Source organism: Lentilactobacillus otakiensis DSM 19908 = JCM 15040 (assembly GCF_001434145.1).
In the GTDB taxonomy this organism is placed as follows: domain Bacteria; phylum Bacillota; class Bacilli; order Lactobacillales; family Lactobacillaceae; genus Lentilactobacillus; species Lentilactobacillus otakiensis.
Genome location: NZ_AZED01000013.1, coordinates 106742 through 122952, shown reverse-complemented (window position 1 = coordinate 122952; position 16211 = coordinate 106742). Strand labels below are relative to the sequence as shown.

Below are 16211 nucleotides of genomic sequence, written 5' to 3'. Positions count from 1 at the left end.
GAGGATAGAAATGAGAAGAAATGAAGCAACATCAATCAAATTAATGAGGTACTTTTTCAATATTCGAGGCTTACTTGATGAGCATACTCGAAATGCCATCAACGAGGCTGTGGTTCACGCATTTATTTTTTTGTGGTTGTACATATTCATTGCAACTGAAGCGATGGTCACGTTCTCAAATTCGGCTAACTTAACTTCGATGATGAATATTTTTGTCTATGCAAATTTATTTATTGGTGTGGGAGGTACAAACATTTTTATCAGACAAACTGTTTCCAAACTCCATTTGGATATTCAAGAGGTCTCAGAGTCTGATTATTCACATGCAGTTTCTGATGCAGTTAAAAGCAGTATGATTTCAGGGCTCTTGTGGGGATTAATATTCCTAACAGTATTGATGACATCAAATGTTATGAAAACACAGCTTATCATTTTGTCTGCCCTTGGATTCTTCCTTCTGGTATGGATAATTGATTCATGGACAGCAATTTCACATATTGTTAAAGTCAAGTAGGCACTTTGAGTTTTCAGATTATATATTCTCTTGCATCAACCCCGGAATATCAGTAGAATGATTTTTGCACGTGTCATTTAATAATTAATTCTGCAAAAAGGGGATCAATATGGAAGACAATATTAAGCTCGGCAACCCAGTTTTTGACAAGATGATGTTTGTGCTGGACAAGCCGGTTAACGATCAGAACCACCGGGACTACCGTTTTGACAATGAAGAACTGGTTCAAATCAGCGATGGTATTTGGGCAATGCCCGCCTACATGAAAGATGACGATGATTTCAGTATGTTCTTCATTATTACTGAAATTGATGATGGCAACACAGTGTTGGCATTTTCTACCGGCGAGAAGAAGGGTGAAGAATTTTCATTGAGTAATCCGATCATTACCGGTGAGGCCCTCAACATGTTGGTCAAGCACGACAAGGACCGAGCTGCGTCAATTCTCCACTTCCTGGATCAAATTTCTAAAGCCGACGAAGGGAATTGGCGGATGGTTGAATAATTGCTGTTGCATTTTATTATCAAGCTGTTAGACTATCATTTGATTTGAAATTTAATGACTATTCAGGAGTAACGCTTATGAAACTTACATTGAATGAAACTGCAGCCAGATTTAATGTCACCCCTGCCGTGATTGATGACTATATCAAGAATGGTTTGGTGCCGAGTAGAACCGATGCGACTGCAGTGGCCGATTTTGATGAGACTGATATGTATTGGATGGATATGGTCCATTGCTTCATCGAAAACGGTTCGTCGATTGACGATGTCAAACAGCTGATTAAACACTGTAATATATAGGACAAAGTTATTGTTAAACCAAGAATTGAATGATATTCTAAACAAGAGGGGTATTGGCGCTCTTTAAGTAATTAATTAGATGATCGTTTGTATAACTGTTAGATTGCACAAGTAATGTGACAAAAGAGTTCCATCGTGCGAATAAAAGCACTTTGAGTATTCGGTTATAAACCGGATCAGTATTCGAGTATGAACGAAGTGATATTTGATTAAAACCATTAGAGTCGCCGATTCCCCTTAGGAAAAGTCAGTGCATTTGCGCTGGCTTTTTTCTGTTGAGAGTGTCAGTTGCGTCGGAGCACGTTTCAGCAACATAAAAGTATCGACCATATTTCAGCATATTGTCAAGGATCCCAAAACTTAGCCCGATATTTCCACCAAAGAATGAAAACGTTGCCACACCACCCATATCATGCTATAGTATCAGCGTTGAAACCTAACTAGCTCACAAAAGAGGTCCTTAATAATGGCAAAAGTACTCGTTGTAATTGCACGTCCAAAAAGCGACAAGTCACGGACGTTAAAAGTCCTGAATGCTTTTTTGGCCGAATATGTTAAGACACATCCAGATGATGAAATTGATAAATTGGATTTGTACCAAGTTGATTTCCCAGAAATCGATGGCGATGTTTTGTCCGCATGGGATGAATTGACCAGCGGCACTCGTTTTGGTGACCTGACTTCCGCCCAACAAGTGAAGGTTGCGGAATTTAATGCCTCAACTGACCAGTTCTTGGCTGCTGATAAAATTGTGATTGCCAATCCACTGATTAATTTGATGGTCCCAACCAAGCTTAAAGCCTGGATTGATACGATTTGTGTCGCCGGGAAAACTTTTAAGTACACCGACACCGGTGCCGCAATCCCACTAACCAGTGGCAAAAAGGCGATGCACATTCAGGCGGCCGGTGGGAAATATAATAATCAAGATTTTGGGACCCAGTATGTTAAAGGTATCCTGAATTTTGTTGGCCTTCAATCGGTTCAGAAAATCAGTATTGAGGGAATGGATCATTTCCCGGAGCAAGCTGAGCAGATTGTAGCAGATGCTGAAACTGAAGCCAGAAAAGTGGCTGACGAATTTTAGATAATCGTGGATGAGCTGGTGAAACCTGACTCGTCCTTTTCTTTTATGATGAATGGCGGGAAATTTTCTGGTATCCCTAAAAGGATTGTTTATTGGTTATGGAAATTTTCTCCGACTAATGCAATAATGATAATAGATTGGAGTGATTAACCGATGATTGAAAAAGATCACGATCACGAAGAATTGGCCGGTAACAAGTTCTTTTGGGTTACCGTGCTGAACGTTGTTATTACTATTGCTGAATTCATTGGTGGTGCGCTATCAGGAAGTCTTTCATTGATTTCAGATGGTTTTCATAATGCAGGTGATTCAGTTTCGATTGTTTTCAGTTATGCTGCCAGCCGAATCAGTAAACGCCGTCAAAATGGCCGGAATACTTTTGGTTACAAGCGGGCTGAAATTATCGCCGCATTTTTAAATTCAATTGCGTTGGCTTTGATTTGTGTCTTTTTGATCATTGAGGCTTTGAAACGGATTACCAAGCCACAACCGATTAACGGTAACTTAATGCTGACGATCGCTGTGATTGGCTTGGCCGCCAATTTATTATCAGCCTATCTGTTGAACTCAGGTTCTAAAAGCAGCTTGAATATGAAAGCAACATACTTGCATATTCTAAGCGATGCGTTATCATCATTAGCAATTATTTTTGGCGGAATTTTGATTGATTTGTACAACTGGACGATGGCTGATCCAATTGTTACGGTCATTGTTGCTGTATACATTTTCTATGAATCAATTCCAATTATTCGCCAAACATTTAGAATTCTGATGCAGGGAGCACCCAACTTGGACTATGACCAGATCAAAAAAGATCTGTTGCAAATTGATGGCGTCTTTAGCGTCCATCACGTCCATGCCTGGTCGATTGACGAAAACAACGTGATTTTCTCAGCTCATGTGAACATGCATGATATGAAGATTAGCGAAGCACAGCCGATTTATTCGGAAATTAGTAAAGTTTTGAAAGATAAGTATCACATGTGCCACGTCACTATACAGGCGGAAACAACTCGTGGCGAGCATGAAGATATTATTTATGACCGTGGAAACGATATTCCATAAAATATAGGAGATTTAGAGCTTAATGACCCCAATGAAAGAGGACTATTTAAAGATAATATTTGAACTTGGCGGTTCCGACGATCTGGTTAGTAACAAACAGATTGCAATCAGTTTAAACATCGCTGCCGGTTCAGTAACTGAAATGGTGAACAAGATGGTTGACGAGAAACTGGTGACTCACGAACCCTATTCTGGTGTTCAACTGACTAAAAAGGGAAAGAAGTATGCTGAAGAACTTGTGCGCAAACATCGGATTTGGGAGACATTTTTAGTCAACACGTTGCACTACGAGATTTCTGATGTCCATGGCGAAGCTGAATTGCTGGAGCATGTCACCTCAGATAAAATGATTGATCACTTGGACGACTTCTTAGGCAATCCCAAACGTTGTCCACATGGTGGAGTCATTCCAGACCGAAACGGGAACTACCACCCGGATAAGGATAAGCTGCTGACCAACGCCAAAGACGGTGAAGAAGTTATCGTCAACCGGTTTATTGATAATCACGACTTACTCACGTTGTTGGGCGATATTAAGCTCGATATTGGCGATAAGTTAAAAATTATTTCCCACGATCCGTTCGAAGGCTCGGTGACCGTTAAGAATTTAACGGATAAGAAAAAACTCGTGATTGGATTTAAAACGGCTCACTACGTTTTCGTGAGGTGATTAAAATGCCAGACACTGCAACTCGGCAGGAGAACTATGATCATTTGGTCTTAAACACCTGCGTGCTCGCTGGCCGGATTATGATTGAGTCGGGGTCCGAAATGTCGCGAGTTAATGATACGATTATGCGGATTGCGAGAAATGCCGGACTGAAAGATGCTCAGGTCTATGCGACACTGACTGGCATTATTATGTCAGGTGGCGTTAAAGAAGTCGGAGCAGAGGTTGGTTCGATTGATAAGCGGGCGTTTGACATGGAAAAAGTTGCCAAGGTCAATGAGCTGTCACGGGAATACGCGGCAAAGAAAATTGATATCTACCAGTTTCGAGATGATTTGGTTCATATCGACGACTTGGTGGCTACGTTTCCACTTTGGCTTCAAACTCTTGGCGCGGGTTTAGTCAGTGGCACGCTGGTTGTGGTTTTCCAGAACAATCTTCCCGATTTTTGGATTGCATTTATTGTCGGCATGTTTGGCTGGGCGGTTTATTATTTCTTGAATATTTATATTCAAATCCGTTTTTTAAGTGAGTTTTTGGCCGCTGTTGTGGTTGGTGCCTTGGCACTGATCGCCGTTAAAAATGGCATTGGCGTTAAAGCTGATGACATCATTATTGGTGGCATGATGCCGTTGGTGCCAGGAATCCCACTCACTAATGCTGTGCGAGATGCCTTGTCCGGGAACTTGATTAGTGGTCCGGCCAGGGGAATTGAAGCCTTGATCAGTGCGTGTGCGCTGGGCTTTGGTGTGGCGATTGCGCTGCACTTCTTTTGAGGGATGCTTATGAGTTTGTTTATTATCAAATGTATCTGCGTATATTTTTCGGGAATCGGCTTTGGCCTGATTGTCAACTTACCCCACCGAGCATTAAACGTTGCCGGCATTACGGCGACGTTGAGCTGGTTGGTGTATTATGCCATCATGAACACATGGGGTGGCTTGGGGTCGGCCAACTTCTTTGGCGGCCTCACAATTGGGTTGGTTTCAGTTGTCATTGCTCACCTCAAAAAAATGCCCAGCATTTTATTTGATGTGCCGGGTCTGGTGCCATTAGTGCCAGGAGGACAGGCGTACAACACCATTAAGAACCTTGCCTTGGGTGATTATCAAGTGGCATTCAACTATCTGTCAGAGGTGGTGTGGATTGCCGGCTCAATCGCCCTAGGGTTTATCGTTGCTGAATTAATTAATAAAATTCGAATTAAGATTAAATATGTCTCAAGAGGACGATCTAATTAGGTCGTTCTTTTTTGTTGCAATTTTTAGTGAAAAATATTTGACATCCATTTTCCAAGTAGTATTATTTGTCTTGGATAATATTATACGACGTATAATACTGTGGAGGTGACAATATGGCAATTCAAATAAGTTCAGAATTATTAGATGGATGTGTTTTGGGCATCTTGAATGACCAGGACTATTACGGTTATGCATTGACTCAGAAAGTGCAGGAGTCGATATCCGTATCGGAGTCAACGATGTATCCAGTTTTACGGCGATTAAAAAAGAATGATTTGTTGACGACTTATGATGAGCCATATCAAGGCCGCAACCGCCGATATTATAAAATTACGCCGGAAGGTCAACGGCAGTTTGGCATTATTCAACAGGAGTGGCACGAATTTAAGAAAGGTATTGATAACATGTTAGGAGATGATCAGGATGAATGATTACATTGAGGAATTTCGAGCGCTATTGGGGCAACTGAGTCCGGAAGAACGGGATGAAGCAGTTGATTTCTATACTGAATATCTTCAGGACGGTGGTTACGATTCTTACGACGATTGCATTAGAGAATTGGGCACACCACATCAATTGGCACGGAAGGTACTGGCAGATTATTCCATTCGGACCTTGGAAACACCGACGTCGGCAAAGTCACGCAAGCAGCAACCGAAAAATGATGTCAAAACCATTTGGCTGATCATCTTGGCGTTACTTTCAACGCCGGTGACGATTCCGTTGGCCCTCGGTTTGGCAGGGTTAATCTTTGCAGCAATTGTTGTTTCCGGGTCCCTGATTGTTGCGGTTTTGGCAATTTTCTTTGCGATCATTGTAGTCGGAATTACTGGCTTTGTTGTCGGGCTGGGAACCTTGTTCAGCTCATTTTGGACAGGAATTTTCTATGTCGGAATGGGCTTGATGGTGATCGGTGTGCTGATCATGCTGACGCCGCTGTTCAAAAAAGCCATCAACGCCTTAATCCGTGGTATTACGCTGTTCTCTAAGTGGATTTATAACAAGATTGTGCCGAAAAATCGGGCCGAACGAAAGGAAAAGGGTGACCAGAAATGAAAAAAACTGTCATTGTTGGATTCATAGTCACTGTCGTGGGAATCTTTCTGTTTGCTCTCGGACTGGGAAATGGCGGTGCCCGCACGGTTTATTGGGATCACGGGTTCACCACTGATCAATATAGTAGAGTCAAGTCCCACCAGGTCACGAAGAGCTATTCTGGAATTAAGAACTTTTCATTGGCGACTGCCAGTCGAGTTCAAATCAAAAAAGGGAACGTTTCGAAAACTGAAATCACATATCCGAGTGCTACCAAGGTGACCAAATCAGGAGATACGCTTCATATGAACCTGAAGAGTCAGCCTAAACGCCATGGCGTCGTGTTCTTTGGCGATTTTGATCAAGCATCCCATCTATTTGGCAAAACAATCATTACCGTTCCTAAGAACACTCAGATTGGCACAATTACCAGTGATGTGGCTGACTCGATTTCCGTGAAAAATATGATCATCAAGACGATCACTTCTTCAGGTGTTGGTGATGTTACGCTCGATCATGTCACGACAACTGCGGATTTGGATTTGGAGAACACCGGGGATGTCACATTGAAATCCAGCCGGTTTCCGAATGCCCATCTTGATGTGGGCGCCGGGGATGTCACCTTGACGTCCAACAAATTCGATTCAATGTCGGTTGAAACCGGCGCTGGCGACATTAATTTCAATCCACAGAAGGTAGGTAAGTCATTGACTGCCCATAGTGATGTTGGCGATATTAGTGGCCACGTAGCGAAAAATAAACGGGCACAAATTTCAGTAAGTGCGGATGTTGGTGACGCATCATTGTTTGGCAGCTCACACAAGAAACACATTGAAAGCACAGCGAAAAATCCGATTGTTTACAAATTTACCAGCGATGTTGGTGACGTGACAATTCATGAAGGCTAACAAAAAAATGCGCTTCAAGATACGAAATCTTGAGGCGCATTTTGATGTTCAACTATTATCTTAAAATTCCAAATACAAAAGAGATTCCCAAGATCACCAAGACAATCGTTGTGATGACCACGTATAGATTGTCACCCTCGCGGTAGAAGGAATAGATTGAGACGATCACCCGTAGAACCGGGGTTAAGATGAGTAAGAAAATTCCCAGCATCATGATGGCATAGGGCTTCAATTGTGCAATGCCGTGCCAAATCTCAGTGAAGTCGGTTGGAAAGGTATTGTTGGGGTAGCCACCGTTGCCCTTGACAATCAGGAGCAGTAACCCGATGAGCATGACTGTCGCTGACACCAGGACACCTAGCCGAAGGATCTTACCAATGATGAGTTGGACATCGGCCATTTCTTCTGTCGTTTGTTGTTTTGTGTCTTTGTCCATTTTATCTGATCCCCTTCATAAACATTTCAATTCCGATATAGAACAGGATTGGCACGAAAATCATCCGAATTGAACGGGCAGACATGTCACGCATAATTCGTGAACCGCCTCGGGCGCCAACTAAGATTCCGAGTGCCAGAGGGACGGCAATCATGGGCTTGATTGAGCCGTTGAAGAAGTAAACAGTCGCACTGGCTGCGGCGGTAACCCCCATCATGAGGTTACTGGTAGAAGTTGACGGCTTGAGTGGCATTTTCATGACCGTGTCCATTGCCATGACCTTGAAGGCGCCTGAACCGATTCCGAGGAGCCCACTGGCAATTCCAGCGCCGTACATGACGGCTAAACCGCCAGGGATGTGTTCGACTTCATAATTAATCGTTTTGCCCTCAACGTTGTCAAAGTAACTGCTGTCTAATTTGAACTTGGAAGATAGTTTGTCGGGATGGGCAAGATGGAGCACTTCTTGATGGCTGATGAGCTTGCGGATCATATTGTAACCTGAGAATAATAGCAGTAAACCAAATAGTATGTAGAGATATTTGGGATCAATCACGCCAGTTAAAAGCGCACCGCTTAATGCTCCTAAAGTCGTGGCAATTTCCAAAAACATTGCCACCCGTAAGTTGAGAACTTTGTCACGTAGATAGGCGATTGTTGCCCCCGAGCTCGTCGCGATGACCGCAACGATACTGGCACCGATTGCGTATTTGATATCGACACCCATCAAGAGCGTTAAGATTGGCGTTAAGATAATTCCGCCGCCTAACCCCAGGATTGCACCGGCAAATCCTGCAAACACGCCGATGGCAATCATCAACAAAGCATAATTTATCAAGTTTCTCACTCCTTATAATTGCTGTCACTAACTCACAAGATTATACACTTTCTGTAAATAATTAAAAGATGGCTAAAAATTTTCAGAAACCAAAAACCAGGTTTCCGATTTGTGATATACTCGTTTTTGAGTAATACATACGAGAGGATTGTTGAAATGATGTACGGAAACGAAGACTACATGCTGATGGAACGCGATCCAAACCGTCTGCTCAAACTACTTGTGAGTTTGTGTTTTACAGGTTTGCTTTCAGTTTCAGTGGCGTTTAATTTTGATTATTTGCAATTTTTAGATTCAATATTTACCACGGCCATTCAAGGATCCTCACCTAGTCAAGGCTTGGAGCATTTTTATTCGATTATCACATTCTTAGCCAGTCCCAAGATGGATATTTTTTGGGTGTTCATTGTTGCTTTTTTCCTCTGGGGATTTAAATATAAAGTGCCGGCACTGTGGGCATTAGGTACGATTGTTGGCGGGGACGTGATTGGTGCGGTCGTTAAACAATTGGTGAGACGCCATCGGCCACCACTACATTTAGGCGTCGATAACGGCTATAGCTTTCCCAGTGGTCATGTCTTAGGTTTCTTCTTAGTAGTCGGGGTGCTTTGGATCATTGTTATGCCGTTGATTCAGCGAGCTTCAATTCGAGTGGTCCTGAAGGGGCTTTTGGTCATTGGTCTGGCACTGGTGATGCTCTCACGCGTCTATTTGAACGCCCACTACCCAACTGATACGGTCGGTGCTTGCCTGGTTGGCTATTCTTGGTTGTTAGTTGCTGAAATGCTTTATGCCAGTTATGCGCCTCAAGTAGCGCGCTACCGGTTTGTTGTTCATACTAAGATCTAAATTCGATGTCGGGGATTTTCCCCGGCATTTTTTAAAAGGAGCAGACCCTTGAAATTACCCATTAAAACGGAACGACTTGTTATTACCAAGCTCGCCTTGACTGATTTACCAGCATACGAAGCGTTAATTTCGATTCCTGTCATCGCTGAAGGTGCTGGTTTCAATTTGGTCAGTAATCAGAAAATGTTGGGGGAGATTGCCAAACGACAGCTTGCCCATCCTAACTCAGTAGGCATTTGGTTGGATCACCAGCTGGTGGGGGCAATCCTTTTATATGAACGAATCGAGCAAACGGGGGAGCCCGATACACACAACTTGGAGCTGAGTTATTTTCTCCATCCCGATTTTTGGAATCAAGGGCTGATGACTGAAGCGATGAGTGGGTTGATTGAAGCCCTCAAAAGAGATCACACAGTTCAAAGCCTCAGTGCAGAAGTGTTTATCGACAATTTACCTTCCAAAGGATTAATACAAAAAGTTGGATTTCAAGAACTTGCCACGGTTACCGACCCCCTTGTTGGAAAAGAAAAAGTGCTTTACCAACTCAAACTGCAGTGAGAAAAGCGGCTCTGGTTTGTCAATTTCAAGCAAGTGAGTTACAATTTTTATTGTCGAAGTTATTTACAAACTAAATCAATCAATATATTCGAGTAGAGGCGCATTCATCAACAGTATATTTCAGGAACTTGAAGGAAGTTATGACTGAAGTAAAAAGGGATGAGTGCCGAAACAACCAATTGCCTTCCAATTGGTTGTTGGGACCCAGTTTAAGAGGCTGGGGACTGTCGCGGGAAATCGCGGAGAGCTATCAAGATGTTGAGAAACGCACATTGTCTCTTTCAATATTTTGAAAGGGATTTTTTTGTAGATTTAGTGAGGTTCTAAATTATTTTATATAGGAGACGAAACGATGAACGATAACGAGAGCGAAGAATCCAATGGGCAGGTTAAGCGGGGGCTAAAAGCCCGCCATGTGTCGATGATTGCCCTGGGTGGTTGTATTGGAACCGGATTATTTGTAGCCAGCGGATCCGCAATCAGCCAGGCCGGCCCTGGAGGCGCCCTGACGGCCTATGTTTTGATGGGCTTGATGGTTTACTTCCTAATGACCAGCCTTGGGGAAATGGCCACAAATATGCCGATTTCGGGGTCATTTGCGGCATACTCATCCAAGTACGTTGATCCGGCCTTGGGATTTGCCATGGGCTGGAACTATTGGTTCAACTGGGCAATCACGGTTGCCGTTGATATCAGTACCGCCGCGTTGGTTATGAAATTCTGGCTGCCAAACGTACCCGCTTGGATTTGGAGTGCGATTGCCTTGGCAATTATTTTCTTAATTAACGCGATGTCTGTCAGCACATTTGGTGAGACTGAATTTTGGATGTCCGCCATTAAAGTGGTCACGATCATTATCTTCCTGGCAGTCGGTTTTTTGACTATTTTTGGGATTATGGGCGGTCATTTTGTTGGGATGCGTAACTTTTCAATTAAGCAGGCACCATTTGTTGGTGGGTTTCCTGCAATTCTAAGTGTCTTCGTGGTTGCCGGATTCTCCTTTCAGGGAACTGAACTGGTTGGAATTACTGCCGGTGAATCTCAAGACCCTCAACACAGTGTGCCTAAGGCGATTAATGAAGTGTTCTGGCGGATTATCTTATTCTATATTCTGACAATCTTTGTCATTGCAGCGATTATCCCTTATACCAGCCATTCACTATTGGGCTCAAGTGCAACCGATATTGCCATTAGTCCATTTACTTTGGTGTTCCAGCGGGCTGGACTGGCTGCGGCAGCCAGTGTAATGAACGCAGTTATCCTGACCTCGGTTATTTCATCTGCCAATTCAGGGATGTACGCATCGACTCGGATGATGTACTCATTGTCTAACAGTGGTTATGCGCCAAAGGCCTTGGGAAAAACCGCCACTAATGGAATCCCCTATTATTCACTTTTGGTTACCACTTTGGTTTCATTATTGACGTTCATTTCCAGTATTGCCGGCCCAAAAATTTACATGTGGTTGGTGGCAGCTTCTGGGTTGACTGGGTTCATTGCCTGGTTTGGAATTGCAATTTCACATTATCGGTTTAGACGAGCTTTTATCAAGCAGGGGCATAGTATCTCTGAGTTAAAGTACCATGCCAAATTATTCCCATTTGGTCCCGTATTGTGTTTGATTTTGTGTATTTTGGTTATCGTGGGTCAAAATCCGCAAGCTTTTGCCAACTTTGACTGGAAGCAAATTCTGGTGACATACATGAGTGTGCCGTTGGTATTGGTATTGTACATTTGGTATAAAATTAAACATCACACGAAAATCATTCCGCTGGATAAGGTCGACGTTTCCCCAGCACGTAAAGATGAAAATCTTTCAAAATTGAACAACAAGTAATATATTAATTGTAAATTGGTCTATCCGTTTGGATAGGCCAATTTTTATTATTTACAAGGTCAAGACTTGATATTGCATGGAGAAGTTTGGTACAATTTCAGTAATTGGTATATTTAAAATATGAGGTGAAAGATATATGAAAAAGTATATGTCAAAAGGCAAGTTTGAAAGAATGAACAAATTGTCCAACGATCAGAACATTATCGATGCATTGGCGTTAGATCAACGTGGATCGCTTGTTAAGGGTATGAAAACAGCTTCCGAAAAATACGGAAAGCTTTTCAGTATGAAGATGGTTTACGATTTTAAGGAAATCGTCTCGGAAATCTTGAGCCCGTTGAGTTCAGCAGTTTTGCTCGATGAACAAATGGGTTTCAAAGGAATCCAAGCTAAAGACAAAGATACCGGCTTGATTATGTCTTATGAAAAGACGGGGTACGATGCTGATACCCCTGGCCGACTACCCAGCTTAATTCCAGATCAATCTGCTCAAATCATGGTGGAAAAGGGTGCCGATGCGCTTAAAGTGTTGGTTTACTACAACCCAAACGATCCTGATGAAATTAACGATGTTAAAAAAGCATTTGCAGAGCGATACGGGACAGAGGGCTTAGCTGCTCAGACACCCACCTTCTTTGAAATTGTCACTTATGACGATCGTTATGACAGCAAGTCTCTGGACTTTGCTAAGATCAAGCCCGATTTGGTTCTCCAATCAATGATGGAATTCACCAAAGAGAAATATCATATCGATGTGTTGAAGATGGAAATTCCTTTCAACCCAACTTATGTGAAGGAATGGGCTGATGGTGATGATTATGCTTATACTGAAGATCAGGCTAAGGGATACCTCAAAGAGTTAAGCGATGAAGCAACTCGGCCATTTATTTTCTTGAGTGCCGGTGTGCCAACACCTGTCTTCCAGCGTGAACTGAAATTAGCTGGCGACTCAGGTGCTAAGTTCAATGGTGTCTTGAGTGGTCGGGCAACTTGGCTCGAAGGTGTCGATATTTACATTCGTGATGGTAAAGATGGTTTGGTTGATTGGCTTAAGCGAAAAGGAACCAAGAATGTGACTGAGTTGACACAAATCTTGTCAGAAAATGCCACACCATGGTTCGAAGCATACGGTGGCCTGGACAATATCGAAGTCGTTGACACATCTAATATCAAATAATTTACACAATATGTTGCACCCATCTATTCTAACTAGTACAATATGTAGCGATGATAAAATATTGTGCATGTGTTTAATGCACGCTTAAACGTTAGGGGAATATTTATGCTTGTACTTGCTGGAACGATTGGTGCCGGAAAAACTTCATTAACTAAAATGTTGTCAGACCATTTAGGAACACCTGCTTATTATGAATCTGTTGAAAACAATCGGATTTTGCCGTTGTTTTATAAGGATCCTAAGAAGTACGCGTTCTTGTTACAGATCGATTTTTTGAATCGACGAATGGATGACATCAAAAAAGCCTGGCAGAACAACGAAAGCGTGTTGGACCGCTCAATCTTTGAGGATTCATTGCTCTTTCATTTAAACGCTGATTTAGGCCGGGCAACCGAGACCGAAGTTAGCATTTATGATTCGTTACTGCAAAATATGATGCAGGAGATTTCTTCCACCGATCATAGTAAGAACCCGGATTTGTTGATTCATATCAACATTTCATTTGAAACGATGCTGAGAAGAATTCAAAAGCGTGGCCGTTCATTTGAACAAATTGACAGCGACCCGGATTTGTATCAATACTACAAAGACTTAAATGAACGTTATCAAAAGTGGTATCAAGATTATGACAAGTCACCAAAGATTCAAATTGATGGTGATAAGTACGACTTTGTCGAAAATGATGCAGATAAGAACAAGGTCATCGATATGATCGACGCCAAAGTTGAAAAGCTGGCTATTTAAAGACAATCTGAACTTGTAGTTTCTCTACTGATTGGTTATAATCAAATGCAGATAAAACGTTTTGTGCCTATTAAGTAGATTTCAGAGAGACAGTGGCTGGTGCGAACTGTCATCGAACATTCCAGCACAAGTTAACGGGCAGGTAATGCTGCACGGTGTATGCCGTTACCATACTTTGAGAGCTCGACAAGATACTGTCGAGAACTTGGGTGGTACCGCGAAAAGGATCCTTCGTCCCATAGACGAGGGGTCCTTTTTGTATACAAAAGGGAGGATTTAGAATGTTAGATATTAAAAAGATCAGAAAAGATCCAGATTTTACCAAAGAAAAATTGGCCACCAGAGGTATTAAGCCCGAAACGATTGATGAGTTAGTGGGCTACGACGCCAAACGACGTGATTTAATTGTTGAGTCAGAATCGTTGAAAGCAAAGCGTAATGAGGTCTCAGACCAGATTTCTCAAAAGAAGCGCAACAAGGAAGATGCTTCCGAAACCATCAACCAGATGAAGGAAGTTGGCCAAAAAATCAAGGACTTGGATGAGCAATTACGTCAAGTTGAAGACAAGGAACATAATCTGGCAGCTCATTTACCAAATATTCCCCATGATGGTGTCCCAGTGTCACTCACTGAGGAAGGCTCAGTTGAGCTCCGTAGGATTGGCAAGATTCCTTCATTTGATTTCAAACCAAAGCATCACTGGGATATCGGTGAAGACTTGGGCATCCTCGACTTTGAGCGGGCAGCCAAAGTTTCTGGCAGTCGGTTTGTCTACTATATTGGGGATGGGGCTTTGCTGGAACGTGCCGTTTACAACTTCTACCTCGATCAAAACACCGCAGCCGGCTACACCGAAGTCATTCCACCATACATGGTGAATAATGATTCGATGTATGGCACAGGTCAATTTCCAAAGTTCTTGGAGACCAAAGCCGGTTATGAAATTCAAGATAGCGATTTGACATTGATTCCGACTGCAGAAGTTCCGTTAGTTAACTACTATAGAAATGAAGTCATTCCAACCGAAAAGCTGCCAGTTTCAGTTACCGCGTTGTCACCCGCATTCCGTTCAGAAGCCGGAAGTGCCGGCAGAGATACCAAAGGCTTGATTCGTCTGCATCAGTTCAACAAGGTTGAAATGGTCAAATTTACCAAGCCAGAGGATTCATGGAAGGCTTTGGAAGAAATTACCCACCAAGCAGAAGAGAACCTGCAAAAATTAGGATTGGCATACCACGTTATTACGTTGACCACCAGCGACATGAGCTTCACTGCTGCTATGACCCACGATTTGGAAGTTTGGTTCCCAGCCCAGGATAAGTACCGCGAAATTTCCAGCTGTTCAAACTGTACTGATTTTCAAGCTCGTCGTGCCCATATTCAATATCGGGACGAAGACGGCAAACTCCACTTCGTTCATACTTTGAATGGGTCAGGATTAGCTGTTGGTCGAACAGTGGCTGCAATTCTTGAAAACTATCAAAACGAAGACGGAACCGTCACAATTCCGGAAGCACTTCGTCCATATATGCACGGGATGACAAAAATTGAAAAACAAAAATAATTTCGAGGAAAGAATGCGTAACTAATAAATGTAACCCGGAGGAACTGATTCGAACCCGGGTTATGGCTAACCATTCAGTGGTTTCCCCGACCATTTGATTAGTCGACCTCATTTCCTTGATCTTCTTGGATGTGCATGTGATTTTCTACTCCGTTAATCCAAGGAAGGCGAAAGACTGTGAAAAGTCTTTCGCCTTTTTGTTATTATCGGATAAAAATCCAAAAATATTCAAATTGGACTAGCAATGTTTTCCAGGATAGGATATAATATTTTTTGTCGGAAAAAGACGCAACTGACTAAGAGTCATCCAGCTATAAAATTTAAAAATTCCACTTGACTTGAATTGACTGGTATTGTAAAATTTAATAGTTGTGTTGATGATGTTGCTACCAATATTTGATTCATTAGATTCATGGAGGATTAGCTCAGCTGGGAGAGCATCTGCCTTACAAGCAGGAGGTCACAGGTTCGATCCCTGTATCCTCCATTGAGCCGTTAGCTCAGTTGGTAGAGCATCTGACTTTTAATCAGAGGGTCGGCAGTTCGAGACTGCCACGGCTCATTGCCAGTTTTTAACAATGCGGGCGTGGCGGAACTGGCAGACGCGCTAGATTTAGGTTCTAGTGTCTTATGACGTGGGGGTTCGAATCCCTTCGCCCGCATAGGTGCTAGTTACCTAACAATATACATTTTGCCGACTTAGCTCAGTTGGTTAGAGCGCTTCACTAGTAATGAAGAGGTCGGGCGTTCGAATCGTCTAGTCGGCATTTTGCGGAAGTAGTTCAGTGGTAGAACATCACCTTGCCATGGTGGGGGTCGCGGGTTCGAATCCCGTCTTCCGCTTCAATCAAGTACCGTGATTGAGGTTACTTAATTTAATATT

Annotated in this window: 19 protein-coding genes, 5 tRNA genes and 1 riboswitch; of the genes, 22 read left to right on the top strand and 2 right to left on the bottom strand. The window is 42.7% G+C overall.

Annotation, left to right across the window (positions count from 1 at the left end; genetic code table 11):
• The first annotated feature begins 10 nt into the window (after window positions 1-10).
• From FD05_RS06585 to FD05_RS06535, 11 genes are all read left to right on the top strand, one after another.
• The gene (locus FD05_RS06585; protein WP_020281077.1) at window positions 11-514 is read left to right on the top strand and encodes a DUF3278 domain-containing protein; all 504 of its coding nucleotides are present in this window, start codon (window positions 11-13) and stop codon (window positions 512-514) included.
• Window positions 515-623: 109 nt separating this feature from the next.
• Entirely contained in the window at window positions 624-1019 is a 396-nt protein-coding gene (locus FD05_RS06580) for a hypothetical protein (RefSeq protein WP_020281078.1), read from the top strand.
• Window positions 1020-1096: 77 nt separating this feature from the next.
• Window positions 1097-1318, top strand: a complete 222-nt coding sequence (locus FD05_RS06575) for a helix-turn-helix domain-containing protein (RefSeq protein ID WP_020281079.1) — start codon at window positions 1097-1099, stop codon at window positions 1316-1318.
• Window positions 1319-1784: 466 nt separating this feature from the next.
• Window positions 1785-2405 (top strand): FMN-dependent NADH-azoreductase, encoded by a 621-nt coding sequence (locus tag FD05_RS06570; protein ID WP_039932801.1) that lies wholly within the window; start codon window positions 1785-1787, stop codon window positions 2403-2405.
• Window positions 2406-2558: 153 nt separating this feature from the next.
• A complete protein-coding gene (locus tag FD05_RS06565) occupies window positions 2559-3470 on the top strand; it encodes a cation diffusion facilitator family transporter (RefSeq protein ID WP_020281082.1) in 912 nt (303 codons plus the stop codon).
• A gap of 22 nt (window positions 3471-3492) precedes the next feature.
• On the top strand, window positions 3493-4140 hold the full coding sequence (locus FD05_RS06560) for a metal-dependent transcriptional regulator (protein WP_039932802.1): 648 nt from the start codon (window positions 3493-3495) through the stop codon (window positions 4138-4140).
• Between the two features lie 5 nt (window positions 4141-4145).
• Complete coding sequence (locus FD05_RS06555) at window positions 4146-4916, top strand: threonine/serine exporter family protein (RefSeq protein ID WP_039932803.1); 771 nt, start codon at window positions 4146-4148, stop codon at window positions 4914-4916.
• Window positions 4917-4925: 9 nt separating this feature from the next.
• Window positions 4926-5381 carry a threonine/serine exporter family protein gene (locus tag FD05_RS06550; protein WP_020281085.1) on the top strand — a complete coding sequence of 152 codons (456 nt, stop codon included), beginning with the start codon at window positions 4926-4928 and terminating at the stop codon, window positions 5379-5381.
• Window positions 5382-5494: 113 nt separating this feature from the next.
• The gene (locus FD05_RS06545; protein WP_039932805.1) at window positions 5495-5812 is read left to right on the top strand and encodes a PadR family transcriptional regulator; all 318 of its coding nucleotides are present in this window, start codon (window positions 5495-5497) and stop codon (window positions 5810-5812) included.
• Entirely contained in the window at window positions 5805-6437 is a 633-nt protein-coding gene (locus FD05_RS06540) for a DUF1700 domain-containing protein (protein ID WP_020281087.1), read from the top strand. Before FD05_RS06545 ends, FD05_RS06540 begins: the two co-directional genes overlap by 8 nt.
• On the top strand, window positions 6434-7324 hold the full coding sequence (locus FD05_RS06535) for a DUF4097 family beta strand repeat-containing protein (RefSeq protein ID WP_039932807.1): 891 nt from the start codon (window positions 6434-6436) through the stop codon (window positions 7322-7324). The genes FD05_RS06540 and FD05_RS06535 overlap by 4 nt, the downstream gene beginning before the upstream one ends.
• 55 nt (window positions 7325-7379) lie before the next feature.
• On the opposite strand, the gene FD05_RS06530 is transcribed toward FD05_RS06535, so the two are convergent.
• Together FD05_RS06530 and FD05_RS06525 are read right to left on the bottom strand one after the other, a co-directional pair.
• Window positions 7380-7760, bottom strand: coding sequence for a DUF1634 domain-containing protein (locus FD05_RS06530; RefSeq protein ID WP_020281089.1), 381 nt, complete (start codon window positions 7758-7760; stop codon window positions 7380-7382).
• A 1-nt stretch (window position 7761) separates the two neighbouring features.
• The gene (locus FD05_RS06525; protein WP_039932809.1) at window positions 7762-8598 is read right to left on the bottom strand and encodes a sulfite exporter TauE/SafE family protein; all 837 of its coding nucleotides are present in this window, start codon (window positions 8596-8598) and stop codon (window positions 7762-7764) included.
• A gap of 159 nt (window positions 8599-8757) precedes the next feature.
• Here FD05_RS06525 and FD05_RS06520 point away from each other — a divergent pair, with 159 nt between their 5' ends.
• From FD05_RS06520 to FD05_RS06470, 11 genes are all read left to right on the top strand, one after another.
• On the top strand, window positions 8758-9447 hold the full coding sequence (locus FD05_RS06520; protein WP_039932865.1) for a phosphatase PAP2 family protein: 690 nt from the start codon (window positions 8758-8760) through the stop codon (window positions 9445-9447).
• A 48-nt stretch (window positions 9448-9495) separates the two neighbouring features.
• The gene (locus FD05_RS06515; protein WP_020281092.1) at window positions 9496-10005 is read left to right on the top strand and encodes a GNAT family N-acetyltransferase; all 510 of its coding nucleotides are present in this window, start codon (window positions 9496-9498) and stop codon (window positions 10003-10005) included.
• 85 nt (window positions 10006-10090) lie between these two features.
• A riboswitch (Lysine riboswitch) is annotated at window positions 10091-10263 on the top strand.
• A gap of 94 nt (window positions 10264-10357) precedes the next feature.
• A complete protein-coding gene (locus FD05_RS06510; RefSeq protein ID WP_020281093.1) occupies window positions 10358-11842 on the top strand; it encodes an amino acid permease in 1485 nt (494 codons plus the stop codon).
• 136 nt (window positions 11843-11978) lie between these two features.
• Entirely contained in the window at window positions 11979-13019 is a 1041-nt protein-coding gene (locus FD05_RS06505; protein WP_020281094.1) for a tagatose 1,6-diphosphate aldolase, read from the top strand.
• Window positions 13020-13124: 105 nt separating this feature from the next.
• Window positions 13125-13763, top strand: a complete 639-nt coding sequence (locus tag FD05_RS06500; protein WP_020281095.1) for a deoxynucleoside kinase — start codon at window positions 13125-13127, stop codon at window positions 13761-13763.
• Window positions 13764-14044: 281 nt separating this feature from the next.
• The gene (gene serS / locus FD05_RS06495; RefSeq protein ID WP_020281096.1) at window positions 14045-15328 is read left to right on the top strand and encodes a serine--tRNA ligase; all 1284 of its coding nucleotides are present in this window, start codon (window positions 14045-14047) and stop codon (window positions 15326-15328) included.
• Between the two features lie 414 nt (window positions 15329-15742).
• Window positions 15743-15815 (top strand) — tRNA-Val (locus FD05_RS06490).
• A 2-nt stretch (window positions 15816-15817) separates the two neighbouring features.
• Window positions 15818-15890, top strand: a tRNA-Lys gene (locus FD05_RS06485).
• Between the two features lie 18 nt (window positions 15891-15908).
• Window positions 15909-15990, top strand: a tRNA-Leu gene (locus tag FD05_RS06480).
• A gap of 31 nt (window positions 15991-16021) precedes the next feature.
• Window positions 16022-16095: transfer RNA gene (locus FD05_RS06475), tRNA-Thr, on the top strand.
• 4 nt (window positions 16096-16099) lie between these two features.
• A tRNA-Gly gene (locus FD05_RS06470) sits at window positions 16100-16171 on the top strand.
• Window positions 16172-16211 lie beyond the last annotated feature (40 nt).

Excerpts from the sequence above, each read along its gene's own strand:
- FD05_RS06585 (WP_020281077.1), top strand. The coding sequence starts at position 11 with ATGAGAAGAAATGAAGCAACATCAATCAAATTAATGAGGTACTTTTTC.
- FD05_RS06580 (WP_020281078.1), top strand. The coding sequence starts at position 624 with ATGGAAGACAATATTAAGCTCGGCAACCCAGTTTTTGACAAGATGATG.
- FD05_RS06575 (WP_020281079.1), top strand. The coding sequence starts at position 1,097 with ATGAAACTTACATTGAATGAAACTGCAGCCAGATTTAATGTCACCCCT.
- FD05_RS06570 (WP_039932801.1), top strand. The coding sequence starts at position 1,785 with ATGGCAAAAGTACTCGTTGTAATTGCACGTCCAAAAAGCGACAAGTCA.
- FD05_RS06565 (WP_020281082.1), top strand. The coding sequence starts at position 2,559 with ATGATTGAAAAAGATCACGATCACGAAGAATTGGCCGGTAACAAGTTC.
- FD05_RS06560 (WP_039932802.1), top strand. The coding sequence starts at position 3,493 with ATGACCCCAATGAAAGAGGACTATTTAAAGATAATATTTGAACTTGGC.
- FD05_RS06555 (WP_039932803.1), top strand. The coding sequence starts at position 4,146 with ATGCCAGACACTGCAACTCGGCAGGAGAACTATGATCATTTGGTCTTA.
- FD05_RS06550 (WP_020281085.1), top strand. The coding sequence starts at position 4,926 with ATGAGTTTGTTTATTATCAAATGTATCTGCGTATATTTTTCGGGAATC.
- FD05_RS06545 (WP_039932805.1), top strand. The coding sequence starts at position 5,495 with ATGGCAATTCAAATAAGTTCAGAATTATTAGATGGATGTGTTTTGGGC.
- FD05_RS06540 (WP_020281087.1), top strand. The coding sequence starts at position 5,805 with ATGAATGATTACATTGAGGAATTTCGAGCGCTATTGGGGCAACTGAGT.
- FD05_RS06535 (WP_039932807.1), top strand. The coding sequence starts at position 6,434 with ATGAAAAAAACTGTCATTGTTGGATTCATAGTCACTGTCGTGGGAATC.
- FD05_RS06530 (WP_020281089.1), bottom strand. The coding sequence starts at position 7,760 with ATGGACAAAGACACAAAACAACAAACGACAGAAGAAATGGCCGATGTC.
- FD05_RS06520 (WP_039932865.1), top strand. The coding sequence starts at position 8,758 with ATGTACGGAAACGAAGACTACATGCTGATGGAACGCGATCCAAACCGT.
- FD05_RS06510 (WP_020281093.1), top strand. The coding sequence starts at position 10,358 with ATGAACGATAACGAGAGCGAAGAATCCAATGGGCAGGTTAAGCGGGGG.
- FD05_RS06505 (WP_020281094.1), top strand. The coding sequence starts at position 11,979 with ATGAAAAAGTATATGTCAAAAGGCAAGTTTGAAAGAATGAACAAATTG.
- FD05_RS06500 (WP_020281095.1), top strand. The coding sequence starts at position 13,125 with ATGCTTGTACTTGCTGGAACGATTGGTGCCGGAAAAACTTCATTAACT.
- serS (WP_020281096.1), top strand. The coding sequence starts at position 14,045 with ATGTTAGATATTAAAAAGATCAGAAAAGATCCAGATTTTACCAAAGAA.